Origin of the sequence: Streptomyces sp. NPDC048584 (assembly GCF_043199595.1) — a bacterium.
In the GTDB taxonomy this organism is placed as follows: domain Bacteria; phylum Actinomycetota; class Actinomycetes; order Streptomycetales; family Streptomycetaceae; genus Streptomyces; species Streptomyces edwardsiae.
This window is the reverse complement of sequence record NZ_JBICWF010000010.1, coordinates 131037-148075: the sequence shown is the minus strand read 5'-3', so window position 1 is coordinate 148075 and position 17039 is coordinate 131037. Positions and strand designations below refer to the sequence as shown.

At 70.7% G+C, this 17039-nt stretch carries 10 protein-coding genes and 1 riboswitch; of the genes, 4 read left to right on the top strand and 6 right to left on the bottom strand.

Annotated elements, in window-relative coordinates:
* Positions 1-69: 69 nt before the first annotated feature.
* The 4 genes from cydD to hisC form a co-directional block, all read right to left on the bottom strand.
* Positions 70-3564 carry a thiol reductant ABC exporter subunit CydD gene (gene cydD / locus ACGFR9_RS22785; protein WP_393211575.1) on the bottom strand — a complete coding sequence of 1165 codons (3495 nt, stop codon included), beginning with the start codon at positions 3562-3564 and terminating at the stop codon, positions 70-72.
* Between the two features lie 13 nt (positions 3565-3577).
* Positions 3578-4582 carry a cytochrome d ubiquinol oxidase subunit II gene (gene cydB, locus ACGFR9_RS22780; RefSeq protein WP_393211572.1) on the bottom strand — a complete coding sequence of 335 codons (1005 nt, stop codon included), beginning with the start codon at positions 4580-4582 and terminating at the stop codon, positions 3578-3580.
* Between the two features lie 20 nt (positions 4583-4602).
* Positions 4603-6108, bottom strand: coding sequence for a cytochrome ubiquinol oxidase subunit I (locus ACGFR9_RS22775; protein ID WP_393211569.1), 1506 nt, complete (start codon positions 6106-6108; stop codon positions 4603-4605).
* 240 nt (positions 6109-6348) lie between these two features.
* Entirely contained in the window at positions 6349-7428 is a 1080-nt protein-coding gene (hisC, locus tag ACGFR9_RS22770; protein ID WP_393211566.1) for a histidinol-phosphate transaminase, read from the bottom strand.
* Positions 7429-7887: 459 nt separating this feature from the next.
* Between hisC and ACGFR9_RS22765 the strand changes: the two genes are divergently transcribed.
* The 3 genes from ACGFR9_RS22765 to ACGFR9_RS22755 all read left to right on the top strand — a co-directional run bounded on the left by ACGFR9_RS22765 (position 7888) and on the right by ACGFR9_RS22755 (position 11934).
* Positions 7888-9000: a LacI family DNA-binding transcriptional regulator gene (locus ACGFR9_RS22765; RefSeq protein WP_078620913.1), complete on the top strand. Its 1113-nt coding sequence runs from the start codon at positions 7888-7890 to the stop codon at positions 8998-9000.
* A gap of 789 nt (positions 9001-9789) precedes the next feature.
* Positions 9790-10881 (top strand): metallophosphoesterase, encoded by a 1092-nt coding sequence (locus ACGFR9_RS22760; RefSeq protein WP_393211563.1) that lies wholly within the window; start codon positions 9790-9792, stop codon positions 10879-10881.
* Between the two features lie 183 nt (positions 10882-11064).
* The gene (locus ACGFR9_RS22755; RefSeq protein WP_393211560.1) at positions 11065-11934 is read left to right on the top strand and encodes a hypothetical protein; all 870 of its coding nucleotides are present in this window, start codon (positions 11065-11067) and stop codon (positions 11932-11934) included.
* A gap of 37 nt (positions 11935-11971) precedes the next feature.
* On the opposite strand, the gene ACGFR9_RS22750 is transcribed toward ACGFR9_RS22755, so the two are convergent.
* Together ACGFR9_RS22750 and thiC are read right to left on the bottom strand one after the other, a co-directional pair.
* Positions 11972-13420 carry a VWA domain-containing protein gene (locus ACGFR9_RS22750; protein WP_393211557.1) on the bottom strand — a complete coding sequence of 483 codons (1449 nt, stop codon included), beginning with the start codon at positions 13418-13420 and terminating at the stop codon, positions 11972-11974.
* An 83-nt stretch (positions 13421-13503) separates the two neighbouring features.
* Positions 13504-15297: a phosphomethylpyrimidine synthase ThiC gene (thiC, locus tag ACGFR9_RS22745; RefSeq protein ID WP_393211554.1), complete on the bottom strand. Its 1794-nt coding sequence runs from the start codon at positions 15295-15297 to the stop codon at positions 13504-13506.
* Positions 15290-15480: riboswitch (TPP riboswitch) on the bottom strand. It overlaps the preceding gene by 8 nt.
* 72 nt (positions 15481-15552) lie before the next feature.
* Here thiC and ACGFR9_RS22740 point away from each other — a divergent pair.
* A complete protein-coding gene (locus ACGFR9_RS22740; RefSeq protein WP_393211551.1) occupies positions 15553-17004 on the top strand; it encodes a YibE/F family protein in 1452 nt (483 codons plus the stop codon).
* The last annotated feature ends 35 nt before the right edge of the window (positions 17005-17039 follow it).

The following is a 17039-nucleotide window of genomic DNA, read 5'->3' as shown; positions in this document are numbered from 1 at the left end:
GACCGTCCGCCCCGTACGGACCAGCGGTGCCCCCGAACGGCGGCCCGGCCATCCGAGCCTGACGCCGGGTCAGCCCGCCGCCACCAGAAGCCCGGCCTGTTCCTCCCGGCGGGCCATCGCCCGCAACGGACCCGGCACGGCCTCGAGTTCCGCATACGGCCCGCGCTGCACGATCCGTCCCTCGTCCAGCACCACAACCTCGTCCACGGCCTCGAGACCGGCCAGCCGGTGGGTGATGAGCAGCGTCGTACGGCCCTCGGTGGCGGCCAGCAGGTCGGCGGTGAGGGCGTCGGCGGTCGGCAGGTCGAGGTGTTCGGCGGGTTCGTCCAGGACCAGCACGGGGAAGTCCGCGAGCAGCGCCCGGGCGAGCGCCAGCCGCTGCCGCTGTCCGCCGGACAGCCGCGCCCCGTGCTCGCCGACGAGCGTGTCGAGCCCCTCGGGCAGGCTGTCGGCCCACTCCAGCAGCCGGGCCCGGCGGAGCGCGTCGCGCAGTTCGTCCTCGCCGGCGTCCTTCCTGGCGAGCAGCAGGTTCTCCCGTACCGAGGAGTTGAACAGATGCGCGTCCTGCGCGCACAGTCCGACCAGCCGCCGTACGTCGTCGCCGTCCAGGGCCTGGGCGTCCACCCCCGCCAGTGTGTACGAACCCGAGCCGGCGTCCAGGAACCGCAGCAGTGTCTGCGCGAGCGTCGTCTTCCCGGAGCCCGACGGGCCGACCACCGCGATCCGGCGGCCCCGCTCCAGCGTCAGGTCCAGCCCGGCGAGCGCGTCCCGGTCCTGACCGGGGTGCCGGGCGGTCAGCCCCTTGAGCACGAGCGGGAACGGCGAGGCGGGCGCCTGCCGGGGCGTCGCCGGTTCGCGCACGGGCACCGGGGCGTCCAGGACCTCGTACACACGCTCGGCGCTACGGCGCACCCTCTGCCGGTACTGCACGGCGAGCGGCATCCCGAGGACGGCCTCGAACGCGGCCAGCGGGGTGAGGATCACCACGGCGAGGGCCACTCCGTCGAGCCGTCCGGTGGCTACGGCCTGCACGCCGACGAGCGCGGCGGCGACGACGGTCAGGCCGGAGATCAGCGCGGTGAGCCCGTCGCCGAGCGCGGTGGCGGTGGCGGCGCGTGACGCGATGCGGGTGAGCGTGCTGTCGGCCCGCCGCGCCTCGGCGGTCCGCGCGGGCAGGGCGCCGGCGACGGTCAGTTCGGCGGTGCCGGTGAGCAGATCGGTCACGCGGGTGGCGAGGATGCCGCGCGCCGGGGCCAGCCTGCCTTCCGCCCGCCGGGCCACGGCGCCGGTCAGCAGGGGCACTCCGGCGCCCGCCGCGAGCAGTCCGACGGCGAGCACGGCCCCGGCCTCGGGGAGCAGCCAGGCGGTGAAGCCGACGGACAGGGCGGAGACGGCGACGGCGGAGCCGGCGGGCAGCAGCCAGCGCAGCCAGTAGTCCTGGAGCGCGTCCACGTCGGAGACCAGCCGGGACAGCAGATCGCCCCGGCGGGTGCCGCGCAGTCCGGCGGGGGCCAGTCGCTCGAGGCGCCGGTAGACCGCGACCCGGGTGTCGGCCAGCATGCGCAGCACGGCGTCGTGCGACACGAGCCGCTCGGCGTAGCGGAACACGGCCCGCCCGATGCCGAAGGCACGGGTCGCCGTGACGGCCACCATCAGATACAGCACGGGCGGCTGCTGCGAGGCCCGGGAGATGAGCCATCCCGACGTCGCCATGAGCCCGACCGCGCTGCCCAGGGCGAGGGTGCCGAGCAGCAGCGCGAGGGTGATCCGCCCCCGCCGGGCGCCGGAGAGCGCGCGGAGGCGGGCGAGGACACCGCCCTGGACCGATCCCCCGTGCTCGTGCGCGACGGTTTCACCGTCCGGTACGGGGTTCACCGAGCCGGCCGTCGCGGTGCCGCTCTCCCGGCGCGGGGCCTCACCCTGGCTCGTAGGGGTTGGTTCGGTGAGCCGCACCACCCGGTCGGCGACGGCCAGCAGCGCCGGCCGGTGGACCACGAGCAGGACGGTCCGCCCGGCCGCCAGCCGCCGTACCGCCGCCACGATGCCGGCCTCGGTGGCACCGTCCAGTGCGGCCGTGGGCTCGTCGAGCAGCAGGACGGGCCGGTCCGCGAGGAACGCACGGGCCAGCGCGAGCCGCTGCCGCTGTCCGGCCGACAGTCCCACCCCGTCCTCACCGAGCGCGGTCCGGGCGCCGTCGGGCAGCTCGTCCACGAACTCCAGCGCCCCGGCGTCCCGCAGGGCGCGCCGTACGGCGTCGTCGTCGGCGTCGGGGCGGGCCAGGCGTACGTTCTCCGTGATCGTCCCGGCGTACAGACGGGGCCGCTGCGGCACCCAGGCGACGCGGGCGTGCCACTCGGCGAGGTCGAGTCCGGCGAGATCGGTTCCCCCGATCCGCACCCGGCCCCCGGTGGGCCGGACGAACCCGAGCAGCACGTTCAGCAGGGTCGACTTGCCGGCGCCGCTCGGTCCGACGAGCGCGACGGTCTCCCCGGGCGCGACGGTGAAGGACACGTCCCGCACCGCGTCCTCCGACCGGCCGGGGTGGCGGACCGTCACGTCCTCGAAGGTGAGGTCGCCCGTCGGCAGCTCTCCCGTTCCGGCGGCGGGCACCGGTGTCTCCAGCACCGAGAAGATGTCCTCCGCCGCCCCGAGGCCCTCCGCGGCCGCGTGGTACTGGGCGCCGACCTGCCGCAGCGGCAGATAGGCCTCGGGCGCCAGGATCAGGATGAGCAGGCCGGTGTAGAGGTCCATCTCGCCGTACACGAGCCGCATGCCGATCGTCACGGCGACCAGTGCCACCGAGAGTGTGGCGAGCAGTTCCAGGGCGAAGGAGGAGATGAAGGCGATCCGCAGCGTCCGCATGGTCGCCCGCCGGTAGTCGTCGGTGATCCGCCGGATCGACTCCGCCTGCGCCTTGGCCCGTCCGAAGACCTTCAGCGTGGGCAGTCCGGCGACGACGTCGAGGAAGTGACCGGACAGCCGGGACAGCACCAGCCACTGCCGGTCCATCCGGGACTGGGTGGCCCAGCCGATCAGCACCATGAAGACGGGGATGAGCGGCAGGGTGCCAACGATGATCGCCGCGGAGACCCACTCCTCGGTGACGATCCGCGCCAGCACCGCCACCGGGACGACGACCGCGAGACCCAACTGGGGAAGGTAGCGGGAGAAGTAGCCGTCGAGGGCGTCGACCCCACGGGTGGCCAGCGCCACCAGCGATCCGGTGCGCTGTCCGTCCAGCCAGCCCGGTCCCAGCGCCGTGGCCCGCTCCAGCAGCCGTCCCCGCAGCTCCGACTTGACCGCGGCGCTCGCCCGGTGGGCGGCCAGCTCGGTCAGCCAGCCGACGAGTCCACGGCCGGCCGCCACGACGACGAGGAGCAGCAGGGGAGTGCCGAGCGCACCGGCGGACAGCCCGTCCTCGAACGCGCCCACCACGATCTCGGCGATGAGCATGGCCTGGGCGATGACCAGCGCCGCCCCGAGAACCCCCAGGCCGACGACCGCCACCAGGAAGCCACGGGTGGCACGGGCGTACCGGAACAGGCGCGGGTCGATCGGTTTCACGTGAAACACACCCTCAGTGCACGGGGTCGGCGATGTGCTGGGTGCCGATCCGCTTGCGGAACACCCAGTAGGTCCAGCCCTGGTAGAGCAGCACCACGGGTGTGGCGATCACCGCGAGCCAGGTCATGATCTTCAGGGTGTAGGGGCTGGACGAGGCGTTGGTGACGGTCAGGCTCCAGTCCGCGTCGAGCGTGGACGGCATGACGTTCGGGAACAGCGTCAGGAAGAGCATCGTCACGGCGGCCACGATGGTGACGCCGGACAGCGCGAAGGCCCAGCCCTCACGTCCCGCCTGGTTCGCCAGCAGGGCGACGACCAGCGCGGCGACCGCCACGACGAGGGCGACCAGGCTGGTGCCGTCACCGCTGTCGGCCTGGGTCCACAGCAGGAACGCCAGCGCAAGCACGGCCGTGAGGAGGCCGACGCGCAGGGCCAGCCGCCGCGCCCTTTCCCGGATCTCGCCGACCGTCTTCAGCGCCGCGAACACGGTGCCGTGGAAGGTGAACAGCATCAGGGTGACCAGGCCGCCCAGCAGGGCGTACGGGTTGAGCAGGTCCCAGACACTGCCCACGTACTCGAACTCGGCGTCGATCTTCACGCCGTGCACGATGTTCCCGAAGGCCACGCCCCACAGGAACGCCGGGAGCAGCGAGGTCCAGAAGATCGCCGTCTCCCAGTTGCGCTGCCAGTTCTCCTCCGGCCGCTTCGCCCGGTACTCGAAGGCGACTCCGCGGATGATCAGGCAGATCAGGATGACCAGCAGCGGGAGGTAGAAGCCGGAGAAGAGTGTGGCGTACCACTCGGGGAAGGCGGCGAAGGTCGCGCCGCCGGCCGTGAGCAGCCACACCTCGTTGCCGTCCCAGACGGGGCCGATGGTGTTGATCAGTACCCGCTTCTCGGCCCGGTCGCGGGCGAGCAGCTTGGTGAGGACGCCGATCCCGAAGTCGAAGCCCTCCAGGAAGAAGTAGCCGATCCACAGGACGGCGATGAGGACGAACCAGACGTTGTGCAGTTCCATGACGGTGCGGCTCCCTCTGCCTAGTAAGAGAAGGCCATCGGCTTGTCGGCGTCACGGAGGTCGCCGCCGAGCTTCGTGGGCGGATTGAGGTCGGAGTCGCTGAGCTCGGGAGGGCCCGCCTTGACGTACTTGGCGAGCAGCCTGACCTCGATGACGGCCAGGACGGCGTAGAGCAGGGTGAAGACCGACATCGAGATGAGGACCTCGGTCGTGGAGACGCCGGGGGAGACCGCGTCCCGGGTCTGCATCACGCCGTAGACCACCCAGGGCTGGCGGCCCATCTCGGTGAAGATCCAGCCCCAGGCGTTGGCGATCAGCGGGAACGCCATGGTCCACAGTGCGAGGAGCCAGTAGAGCCGGGTGAGGCGGGAGCCAAGCGGCTTCTTCAACAGCACCAGGTGCGGGACCTCGTCCTCCCCGGTGCGGTGGGCGGCCGGCAGCAGGAACCTCTTCCGGGTGAGCCACAGCCCGAGGAGGCCGAGCGAGAAGGAGGCCATGCCGAAGCCGATCATCCAGCGGAAGCCCCAGTAGGCGACCGGGACGATGGGCTTGTAGTCACCGGGGCCGAACTTCTCCTGCAGGGCCTTGTTGGTGTCGTTGATGCCGGGCACGTACGAGTCGAAGTCGCTGTGGGCGAGGAAGGACAACAGGCCGGGGATCTCCAGGGCGACCTTGTTGTGCCCCTCGTCGACGTCGCCGTAGGCGAAGACGGAAAAGGGTGCCGGTTCCTCGCCGTCCCACAGGGCCTCGGCGGCGGCCATCTTCATCGGCTGCTGCTCGTACATGACCTTGCCGAGGGTGTCGCCGCTGATCGCGGTGAACAGGCCGCCGACCGCCAGGGTGACCAGGCCGAGCCGGAGCGAGGTCCGCATCACCGGGATGTGCTTCTTGCGCATGAGGTGGAACGCGGCGATGCCCACCATGAAGGCGCCGCCGGTCAGGAAGGCCGCCGAGAAGCTGTGGAAGACCTGGTTGAGGGTGGTGTTCTGGGTGAGCACCAGCCAGAAGTCGGTGAGCTCGGCGCGGCCCTTCTCCTCGTTGATCCGGTAGCCGACCGGGTGCTGCATCCAGGAGTTGGCGGCGAGGATGAAGTACGCGGAGAGCAGCGTGCCGATCGAGACCATCCAGATACAGGCCAGATGGATCTTCTTGGGCAGCTTGTCCCAGCCGAAGATCCACAGGCCGATGAAGGTGGACTCGAAGAAGAAGGCGATCAGGGCCTCGAAGGCGAGCGGGGCTCCGAAGACGTCACCGACGAACCGCGAGTAGTCGGACCAGTTCATGCCGAACTGGAACTCCTGCACGATGCCGGTGACCACTCCCATCGCGATGTTGATCAGGAAGAGCTTGCCCCAGAACTTCGTCGCCCTGAGGTACTTCTCCTTCTCCGTGCGCACCCAGGCGGTCTGCAGCCCGGCGGTGAGGGCGGCGAGCGAGATCGTCAGGGGTACGAAGAGGAAGTGGTAGACGGTGGTGATACCGAACTGCCATCGCGCCAGGGTCTCCGGCGCCAGAGCCAGATCCACGTCGTCGCTCCTAACTTCGCCGTGGTCGCGGCGGCCGCTTGATCCCGCTTCGTCCCTCGACATCTCGGAGAAAAACGGGATGCGCTTGTGAACGCGTTCACATTCACAAGCAATTATGACCTACCGCTTTCCTGACCGGGAAGGGGGGTCCCCTGTGACGTCAACCCCCGTGCGCGGATCTTGTGGAAAAACACCGGCGGCCGACGGATCAACCGTCGGCCGCCGGAACGTCTGCGCTGGTCAGATCACCTTGCGGAACCCTTCCGTCACCTTCAGGAAGATGTCGTTCGCCTCGGTCTCGCCGATCGTGACCCGCACGCCCTCCCCGGCGAACGGCCGGACGACCACACCGGCCTGCTCGCACGCCTGCGCGAACGGCACCGTGCGCTCCCCCAGCCGCAGCCACACGAAGTTGGCCTGGGTCTCGGGCACCGTCCAGCCCTGGTCCCGCAGCGCGTCCATCACCCGGTTGCGCTCACACACCAGCGAGCCGACCCGGCCGATCAGCTCGTCCTCGGCGCGCAGCGAGGCGATCGCCGCGTCCTGGGCGATCTGGCTCACGCCGAAGGGCACCGCCGTCTTGCGCAGCGCCGCCGCCACCGGCTCGTGGGCGATGGCGAAGCCGACGCGCAGCCCCGCCAGGCCGTACGCCTTGGAGAAGGTCCGCAGGACGCAGACGTTGGGCCGCTGCCGGTAGAGCTCGACACCATCGGGTACCTCGGTGTCCCGGATGAACTCGCGGTAGGCCTCGTCGAGCACCACCAGGACGTCGCTCGGCACCCGGTCGAGGAAACGCTCCAGCTCGGCCCGGCGCACCACCGTGCCGGTCGGGTTGTTGGGGTTGCAGACGAAGATGAGCCGGGTGCGGTCGGTGATCGCCTCGGCCATCGCGTCGAGGTCGTGCACATCGCCGGGAGTCAGCGGCACCTGGACGGGCGTGGCCCCGCTGATCCGCGTGATGATCGGGTAGGCCTCGAAGGACCGCCAGGCGTAGATCACCTCGTCGCCCGGGCCCGCGGTGGCCTGCAGCAGCTGCTGGGCGACGCCGACCGAGCCGGTGCCGGTGGCCAGGTGGGAGGCCGGGACCGCGAAGCGCTCGGAGAGCTCGGCCATCAGGGCCGTACACGCCATGTCCGGGTAGCGGTTGAAGGAGGACGCCGAGGCCGTCACGGCCTCCATCACGCCCGGCAGCGGCGGATACGGGTTCTCGTTGGAGGACAGCTTGTACGCCACCGGTCCGCCGGCCGCCGCCGGCTTGCCCGGCTTGTACGTGGGGATCCCCTCCAGCTCGGCGCGCAGCTTGGGGCTCGTCTCGCTCACCGCAGTCCTCCTCGCGAAGACCGGCGGCACCCGTGTCCGCCGCCGACATCCAATACTGCTCACCTTATGAGGATTCGGCGCCGCTGCGTAGAGAAGGCGCCGCTGAGCACGAGAGGGGCGGGTGCCGGCGCCCGCCTCGTCCGTGACCGCGGAAACGGGGCAACTTCGCCCGTAGGTGTACGAAGGGCGTGCGCCCCAGGGGCGCGCCGCACATATATCTATGCGCCGGTGGCTTGCGCCGTGGCGCGCATCCCCCGTGAAGGTGAGTTGAGACCTCTTCGCAACATCGCACCCAGGCCAGGCCCGCATGCGTCGGCACGTCACTTCCTGGTATTGGAACGTTCAACCTCCTTGATTTCCCAGGCAATTGGGGTGTGATGATCTTGCAGAAACGTGCCTGTCAACGCATGCATATGCGTCCGCCCTACCCCACCGCATGAGCCCTACTATCGGCTCGCCATGACAGCAGCAGGGAAGCACCAGGTGAGCCGCGCGGAAACCTCACGCCGAGGCAGCAGGCCGGGACGAGCGGGCATCAGGGACGTGGCCGCCGCCGCCGGAGTCTCCATCACAACCGTCTCCGATGCCCTCAACGGAAAGGGCAGGCTCCCGGACGCCACCCGGCGCCATGTCCGCGAGGTGGCCGACAGACTGGGGTACCGCCCCTCTGCCGCCGCCCGGACGCTGCGCACGGGGAAGTCCGGACTCATCGGTCTGACCGTGACGACGTACGGGGATGAACCTTTCACCTTCACGGAGTTCGCGTACTTCGCAGAGATGGCACGGGCCGCCACCTCCGCCGCGCTCGCCCGCGGCTACGCGCTCGTGATCCTCCCCGCGACCTCCCGCCACGACGTGTGGTCCAACGTCGCCCTGGACGGCACGGTCGTCATCGACCCCTCCGACCAGGATCCGGTCGTCACCGAACTGGTCCGCCAGGGCTTACCGGTCGTCTCCGACGGCCGCCCGGCCGGCTCGCTGCCGGTCACCGCCTGGGTCGACAACGATCACGAGGCCGCCGTCATGGGCATCCTCGACCATCTCGCCGACGCCGGCGCGCGCCGCATCGGCCTGCTCACCGGCACCACGACCGACACGTACACCCACCTGTCGACCACCGCGTATCTGCGCTGGTGCGAGCGCGTGGGCCAGGACCCGGTCTACGAGGCCTACCCGGCACACGATCCGTGCGCGGGCGCCGTCGCCGCCGACCGGCTGCTCGCCCGGCCCGACCGCCCGGACGCCGTCTACGGCCTGTTCGATCCGAACGGCACCGATCTGCTCGCCGCCGCCCGCCGCTACGGCCTGCGCGTCCCGGACGACCTGCTGCTCGTCTGCTGCAGCGAGTCCACGGTCTACGCCAACACGGAACCGCCGGTCACCACGCTCTCCCTGAAGCCGCGCCGTATCGGTACGGCGGTGATCCAGCTGCTCATCGACGCCATCGAGGGGCTGGACTCGGACCAGCCGGTGGAGCAGGTCATACCGACGGAGCTGATCGTGCGCACCTCGTCACAACGACGTCCACCCCGCACGACGGTCAGCCCACCGAGGTCACCGAAGGGGTCGTGAGGCGGGGGACCGGGGGCTTCCGGACGCGACGGGCTCGGCGGTCCGGACGCGAAGGGCTTGCGGATGCCAGGGGTTCGGCGGTCGGGAGGCGGGACGCCGAAGAACCTGCCGCCGGAGCGTGAGATGCCGGAGGTCGGGACCCAGAGGTACCTGCCGCCGGAACGTGGGATGCCGGAGATCGGGACCACGAGGTACCCGCCGCCGGAACGTGGAGCCCCGGCGGCTTGGTGACGCGGAGGGCGGCCGTCGGGTCCCGGAACCGGACGACAGGGCGCGGGAAGTGCCGACCGTCGGGACGCCGAGGTATCGGACGCCGGAACGTGGGGTGCCTGCGGCACGGATCGCGGGCCCCCGCGGGCCGGATCGCGGGCCCTCGCGGGCCGGATCGCGGGCCCTCGCGGGCCGGATCGCAGCCCGGAGAGTGGAGCCTCCGCTTCCGGAGGGGGGAAGCGGCGGTTCCGCGGCCGGTCCGCAACGGCGGTGTCCCGGGGCCGGGGCACCGCCTCCGCGGACCGGAAACGGAGAAGCCCCCGGTTCGCCCCTCCGCTCGAAACAGGACCGTCCCCCCGGAACACGGCGGGCCGTTCACCGGCGGACGGCGCGCGGCGGCGACGGTGGCGGAGGCGGACGAAGACCGGCTCAAACGGGACGAATGCCGCGAGGAACCGGGGTCTTGCTCCGATTCACCACCCCTGGGTCATCACACGGCGCGATCCGCATTCCTATGATGGGCCCACACACCGCGGGCCGCTGCGACCAGGCAGTCCGACGCGGTGCAGAAGCGGCGCGATGGTGGAGGGGTCGATGACTCAGGGGGCCGGTCAGGGACCCGAGGTGGAGCGCACTGCGACGGTGCGTGACTTCCGGGTGCCCGCGTACGTCCACGAGACCGGTCCGTACGCCCAGAGCACGCACCCCGGTGACGTCGTCCCTCCCGCCGAGGCGGCCTACCCCGACGGATACACACCCACCCAGCGGGATCTCCCCGTCATCAATCGGGGTGACACTGTTCAGGTGACCGTCGACCCCGCGTCCGTCCCCGCTCCACAGCCCGCCACCGGCCAGGGCCCGCTGTACGTGGTCGGTGACGTCCACGGCTACCTCGACGAACTGGTGGCCGCCCTCCAGGAGCAGGGCCTGCTCGACGCGGCGGGCCAGTGGTGCGCCGGTACGGCACGGCTGTGGTTCCTCGGCGACTTCACCGACCGCGGCCCGGACGGCATCGGCGTCATCGATCTCGTGATGCGGCTGTCCGCCGAGGCCGCCGCGGCCGGCGGCTACTGCAAGGCCCTCATGGGCAACCACGAGCTGCTGCTGCTCGGCGCCAAGCGGTTCGGCGACACCCCCGTCAACTCCGGCGCGGGCACCGCCACCTTCCAGGCGGCCTGGCTGCTCAACGGCGGCCAGAAGACCGACATGGACCGCCTCCAGGACCACCACCTGCAGTGGATGGCCCGCCTCGACGCCGTCGAGGAGGTAGACGGCCACCTCCTGCTGCACTCGGACACCACCGCCTACCTCGACTACGGCCGCTCGATCGAAGAGGTCAACGACACCGTCCGCGAGACGATCACCCGCAACGACGCCGACGAGGTCTGGGACCTGTTCCGCAAGTTCACCAAGCGGTTCTCCTTCCGCGACGAGGGCGGCGCCGACGCGGTGCGCTCCCTGCTGGATACGTACGGCGGCACCCGGGTCGTTCACGGCCACAGCCCGATTCCGTATCTGCTGGGCGAAGTCGGTTCCGAGGAGGGCGAGGACGACGGGGGCCCCGTGGTCACCGGACCTCATGTCTACGCCGACGGACTGGCCATCGCGATGGACGGCGGGGTCACCATGGCCGGGAAACTCCTGGTCCAGCAACTGCCGCTGGACACCTGAGCGTTCCCCGGACCGTGATCCGGCGGCCCGGGAACTCATTTCTCGGCAGGTAATTTCGGTAAATCCTCTGTCACCGCGTGCCGTCACCGCTCTACCATCGGCTTATCCGTAGCAGGCTCCCCTCCGTTTCTGCCCGACGGCTCGTCAGCATGCCGAGCCCCAAGCCCTACGGAGCATCGGGGGATGCACATGAACAGCGTTCCGCAGCACCTGCTGAACGAGGACCGCCAGGATTACGAGCGGATTCTCGATGAGGCGCTGCGCTCCGCACCACACCACCCGGAACTGGCCGCGGTAGGACAACGGCTCAACTCGGAACAACTGCGCACGATGGCGCTGGGCGCCACCGCGATCATCACGACGGCCGCGGCGACCGAGTACCAGCACTACGTGAAGGTCCGCGAGGAACTGCGCCGTCCACCGGCGCCGTCCACTCCGTCCGTCCGTGAGTCCGGCGTCACCGAGCCGGGGTCGAACGCGGTGGGGCTCGCCGCCACCATGGGCGAGGTCGCCGAGACCGCCGGGGCCGGGGCCGTAGCCGTGGTCGCCGTCCTGGCTCCCGTCCTGGCCGGGACAGCGGCCGCGATCTTCCTGCTCGTCGGCTACATCCTGCGGATGCTCGACCCGGAGGCCGCCTTCGCCCGGACCATGCTCACCACGGGGTGGGTGTTCGGCGCGGTGACGGCGGTCGCCATCCTCGTCGCCGGCGCGGGTCTGCTGCTCACGGCTCTGCGCAACAAGCCGTCGGCGCTCGGCGGGCCGTACCGGGAAAGCGACGGGGAGCTCACCCGGGCCAGGGAGGCCTGGCACGAGGCCCTGCTGGAGCGGGGGATCCTGCCGTTCCTGCGGGACGCCCTCTCCGACCCGGCGACCGCCGCCGCGCTGCAGCACACGGCACCGCCCGCGCGGTCCGGCCGTATGCCGCATCTCGGGTACGACCGGCCGGGTTTCTCCAGTCCGGAGGAGGGGTCGGCCCGTGGCACCCGGCCCAGCTACTCCAGCCCGGACTACTCGAGCCCGGACTTCGGCGGGCCGGAGCACCAGCCGGAGTAGCGAGTGGACAGGCCGAGGGGCGGACCGGGATTCGGTTTCAGAGAATCCCCGCCCGTCCCGCGGCCGTGATCCACTGCGGGAACTCGGAGAGCAGACGGTCGTACAGCTCCGCGTCCGGCACGGTGCTGATGTCGTCGACGGCGAAGAACCCGACGTTGTCGACGCGGCGGCCCGGGAGGGTGTCGAATCGCTCCAGCACGCCGTAGTTGGACTTGCCGAGCCCCACGAACTGCCAGAAGACGGGTTCCTCCACCGCTTCGCGGAGCTCGCGCTCGATGTCCTTGTCGCGGTAGACGCCGCCGTCGGAGAAGAACAGGACGAGGGTCGGGGCGGACGCGGGATGGTCCCGGACGAAGGCGCGCACCTCCGCGATGACCTTCTGCTCCTCGTTCTGGATGCCCACGTCCCGCATGTCGACCTGACTGGGCTCGAGCCCCTTCTTCCGTCCGCGCCGGAAGAGGCCCACCTCCCCCACGCGCACATGCAGCCGCAGCCACTCGGGAAGCTCCCCGAGCCGCAGGTCGGGCAGCCGGGCCGGGTTCGAGGCGAAGGTCCATGCCTGCATCTCCCCGTCGTCGTCCAGCTGCGCCGCGACCGCCGCCATCCGCTCGACGACGTCGGCCACGACTCCCTTGGAGTACAGGAAGGACATGGATCCGGAGGCGTCGAGTACGAGGATGACGCGCGCGGTGACCCCGGCGGCCCCGTGCTTGCGCAGACTGACCGCCACCTGCTCCTTGCGCAGCGACAACCGCTTCCGCATGTCGACGGGCAGCCGCTCCTCACCCTTGGTGAGCCGCGGGGCCCCCGGCTGGGGCCCGGCGGCCGGCACGGGGGCGGCCGGCGCTGTGGGAGGGGCGGGCGGCGGCGGGATCGGAGAGACCGGGGGCGTGGTGGCCGCGGGCGAGGCCGGTACGACCGGTGAGCCCGAAGGTGTGGCCGCGTGCGAGGCCGTGTCGTCCACGGAGATACCGAAGTCCGTGGCCAGCCCCGCGAGCCCGGACGCGTACCCCTGCCCCACCGCCCGGAACTTCCAGGCCCCCTGCCGCCGGTACAGCTCTCCGCCGATGAACGCCGTCTCCGTCCCGGCCGCCATGTCGAACCGGGCCAGCTCGTTCCCCGACCCGGCGTCGAGCACTCTGAGCAGCAGCCCCGGCACCTGCCCGAACGTCCCGCCGTCCGCCGACGCGCACAGCACGATCCGCTCGACCCCCTCCTCCACCGCGCCCAGGTCCACCCGCACGGTGTCGGTCGTCTCCCCGGCGCCGCTGCGCTTCCCGAGATGGGTCACGGCGTCGGACGCGTGACGTGGCTGGTTGTAGAAGACGAAGTCCCCGTCGTCCCGCACCCGCCCGGCCGCCGTGAGGAGCAGCGCCGAGGCATCGACGTCGGGCACACCGGGCCCGGCCGCCCAGGCGAGCTCGACACGCACCACGCGTGCCTCGACGGGACGATTGGACCCCTTGCTCATCGGACTCGCTGTCATGGGGCCAGTCTGCCCACCCGCTCCGCCGAAGGGGAGGGGCGGCGGGCCGGCCCCTCCCGTCCGCCGGCGCGCCCGGGGGACGGTCAGTCCGCGATCGGCAGATACACGCGGTTGCCCGCCGCCGCGAACTCCTTCGACTTCTGCGCCATCCCCTCCTCGATCTCCGCCCGGCTTCCGCCGTGCTCACGGCGGATGTCCTGGGATATTTTCATCGAACAGAATTTCGGGCCGCACATCGAGCAGAAGTGCGCCGTCTTGGCGGGTTCCGCCGGCAGGGTCTCGTCGTGGAACTCGCGTGCGGTGTCCGGGTCGAGGGCCAGGTTGAACTGGTCCTCCCACCGGAACTCGAAGCGGGCGTCGGACAGCGCGTCGTCCCACTCCTGGGCACCCGGGTGGCCCTTGGCGAGGTCGGCGGCGTGGGCAGCGATCTTGTAGGTGATCACGCCGGTCTTGACGTCGTCACGGTTGGGCAGGCCCAGGTGCTCCTTGGGCGTGACGTAGCAGAGCATGGCCGTGCCCCACCAGGCGATCATCGCGGCACCGATGCCGGACGTGATGTGGTCGTACGCGGGCGCGACGTCCGTCGTCAGCGGGCCGAGCGTATAGAACGGGGCTTCATCGCAGATCTCCTGCTGAAGGTCGATGTTCTCCTTGATCTTGTGCATCGGGACATGCCCCGGGCCCTCGATCATGGTCTGAACGTTGAAACGCTTCGCGATCGTGTTGAGTTCCCCGAGCGTGCGCAACTCCGCGAACTGCGCCTCGTCGTTGGCGTCCGCGATGGAACCCGGCCGCAGCCCGTCGCCGAGCGAATAGGTGACGTCGTACGCGGCGAGGATCTCGCAGAGTTCCTCGAAGTTCTCGTACAGGAACGACTCCCTGTGGTGCGCCAGGCACCAGGCGGCCATGATCGAGCCGCCCCGGGAGACGATGCCGGTCTTGCGGTTCGCGGTGAGCGGTACGTACGCGAGGCGCACGCCCGCGTGGACCGTCATGTAGTCCACGCCCTGCTCGGCCTGCTCGACGACCGTGTCCTTGTAGATCTCCCAGGTCAGCTCCTCGGCCCGGCCGTCGACCTTCTCCAATGCCTGGTAGAGCGGCACGGTGCCGATCGGAACGGGGGAGTTGCGCAGCACCCACTCGCGGGTGGTGTGGATGTTCCGGCCGGTGGAGAGGTCCATGACCGTGTCGGCACCCCAGCGGGTCGCCCAGGTCATCTTCTCGACCTCCTCCTCGATGGAGGACGTCACCGCCGAGTTGCCGATGTTGGCGTTGACCTTCACCAGGAACCGCTTGCCGATGATCATCGGCTCGGTCTCCGGGTGGTTGACGTTGGCCGGCAGCACCGCCCGGCCCGCCGCGATCTCCTCGCGGACCACCTCGGGCGCGACGTTCTCCCGGATGGCCACGTACTCCATCTCGGGCGTGATCTCGCCCCGGCGCGCGTACGCCAGTTGCGTGACCGCCCGGCCTTCCCGGCCCCGGCGCGGCAGGCGCGGCCGGCCCGGGAAGACGGCGTCCAGGTTGCGCAGTCCCCCGCGCGGGGCGGTGTGCTTGATCCCGTCGTCCTCGGGGCGGACGGGGCGGCCCGCGTACTCCTCGGTGTCACCGCGGGCGGTGATCCAGTTCTCCCGGAGCGGAGCCAGGCCCCGGCGGACATCGGTGTCGACGAGTGGATCGGTGTACGGGCCCGAGGTGTCGTACAGCTTGACCGACTGCCCGTTGGTGAGGTGCACCTGACGGACCGGCACCCGCAGGTCGGGGCGGGTGCCCTCGACATACGCCTTGTGCCAGCCGATGGACTTCCCTGCCTCCGCGGTCTCCTCCCGGTCGGAGTTCTGCGCGGAGGCAGGCGTGCGTGCGTCCTTGTTGGTCATGAGACCTACTCCCTACGCCGGCATTACCCGGTAACAGGTTCGGCGGTCGACGCAGCGGTTTCCGTCTGCCGACGTTCCGTGTGAAACATCACTCAGCCTGGGGTGACGTTTCATGTGAAACATCGCTGGGACGGAGGTCAGCGCCCTCTCAGCCCGGTGCTCCGAGCTCCCGCGTGTACAAAAGCGCCTCCACGCTAGCGTCCTTTCTGGCGCGGTGAACAGAGGGCCTCACCCCGTTCTTGCGATGATCGGGCGGTGACGCCCACTCAACCTCCTCCGTTTCCGCCCCCCGAACCATCGCGACCACCCGGTGCCGCGGACGACGGTGGTCACGGCCACGTGCACGGCCATGCACACGGGAACGGGCACGGACACAGCCACGGGCACGGTCCGGCTGCGCCCGTCTCCCGGCATCTGCGCAAGGTCATCGCGGCGATCCTGATCCCGTTCGCCGCGGCGGTACTGATCGGACTCGCCGTGCTGTGGCCGGGCGGGGCCCCGGCGCACGAGCGCACCGGCGTCGGCTTCGACCGGCAGACGCAGCGCGCCACGGTCACCAAGGTGGTCGAGCTGAGCTGCCAGTCCGTGAACGGCTCCGCCGGCGTCCCCACCGGCGACACCTCCACCGCCGAGGGCTCCTCCGCCCAGCAGCAGGCGGACGGCACCTGCAAGAAGGCGACGATCCGGGTCGACACCGGCGACGACAAGGGCCGTACGTTCGACGAGATCGTGCAGCCGGACCAGTCCCGGCAGCTGAGCGAGGGCCAGAAGGTCGTGGTGGCCTACGAGCCCTCCGCGCCCCGGGACCTCCAGTACTCGGTCACCGACGTGGACCGGCGCTTCCCGATGGCACTGCTCGCGGGCATCTTCGCGCTCGCCGTCGTGGCCGTGGGACGGCTGCGCGGGGTGATGGCGCTGGTGGCGCTGGCGATCAGCTTCCTGGTGCTCAACTTCTTCATCCTGCCAGCGATCCTGCAGGGGTCGAATCCGCTGATCGTCGCGGTGGTGGGGGCGAGCGCGATGATGCTGATCGCTCTGTACCTCTGTCACGGGCTGTCGGCGAGGACCTCGGTGGCGGTGCTCGGCACGCTGATCTCACTGCTGCTGATCGGCATCCTGGGCTCGGTGTTCATCGGCTGGGCCGCGCTGACCGGCAACACCGACGACAACACCGGCCTGATCCACGGGCTGTATCCGGGGATCGACATGAGCGGCCTGCTGCTGGCCGGCGTCATCATCGGTTCGCTCGGTGTCCTCGACGATGTGACGGTCACACAGACGTCCGCGGTCTGGGAGCTGCACGAGGCCAACCCGTCGACGGGCTGGCGGGGGCTGTACCGCGCGGGCATCCGGATCGGCCGCGACCACATCGCGTCGGTGGTCAACACGCTGGTCCTCGCCTATGCCGGTGCCGCGCTGCCGCTCCTGCTGCTGTTCTCCATCGCACAGAGCAGCGTGGGGACGGTCGCCAACAGTGAGCTGGTCGCGGAGGAGATCGTGCGTACCCTCATCGGCTCCATCGGCCTGGTGGCCTCGGTGCCGGTGACCACGGCGCTGGCCGCGCTGGTGGTCTCGGCCGACCGCCCGACGGCACAGGCACGGACTCAGGGCCACGGACAGGCGCAGGAGCCGGCACAGGGGCCCGGGAAGGTACCGGAGGCCCGCCCTGCGGGGCGCGGCGGGCGGGGCAGACGCCGTAAGCGCTGACGGCCCGTAGGGCGGGGCAGAACGCGCTGAAGCGT

Excerpts from the sequence above, each read along its gene's own strand:
- ACGFR9_RS22755 (WP_393211560.1), top strand. The coding sequence starts at position 11,065 with ATGCACATGAACAGCGTTCCGCAGCACCTGCTGAACGAGGACCGCCAG.
- thiC (WP_393211554.1), bottom strand. The coding sequence starts at position 15,297 with ATGACCAACAAGGACGCACGCACGCCTGCCTCCGCGCAGAACTCCGAC.
- ACGFR9_RS22750 (WP_393211557.1), bottom strand. The coding sequence starts at position 13,420 with ATGACAGCGAGTCCGATGAGCAAGGGGTCCAATCGTCCCGTCGAGGCA.
- ACGFR9_RS22765 (WP_078620913.1), top strand. The coding sequence starts at position 7,888 with ATGACAGCAGCAGGGAAGCACCAGGTGAGCCGCGCGGAAACCTCACGC.
- ACGFR9_RS22760 (WP_393211563.1), top strand. The coding sequence starts at position 9,790 with ATGGTGGAGGGGTCGATGACTCAGGGGGCCGGTCAGGGACCCGAGGTG.
- cydB (WP_393211572.1), bottom strand. The coding sequence starts at position 4,582 with ATGGAACTGCACAACGTCTGGTTCGTCCTCATCGCCGTCCTGTGGATC.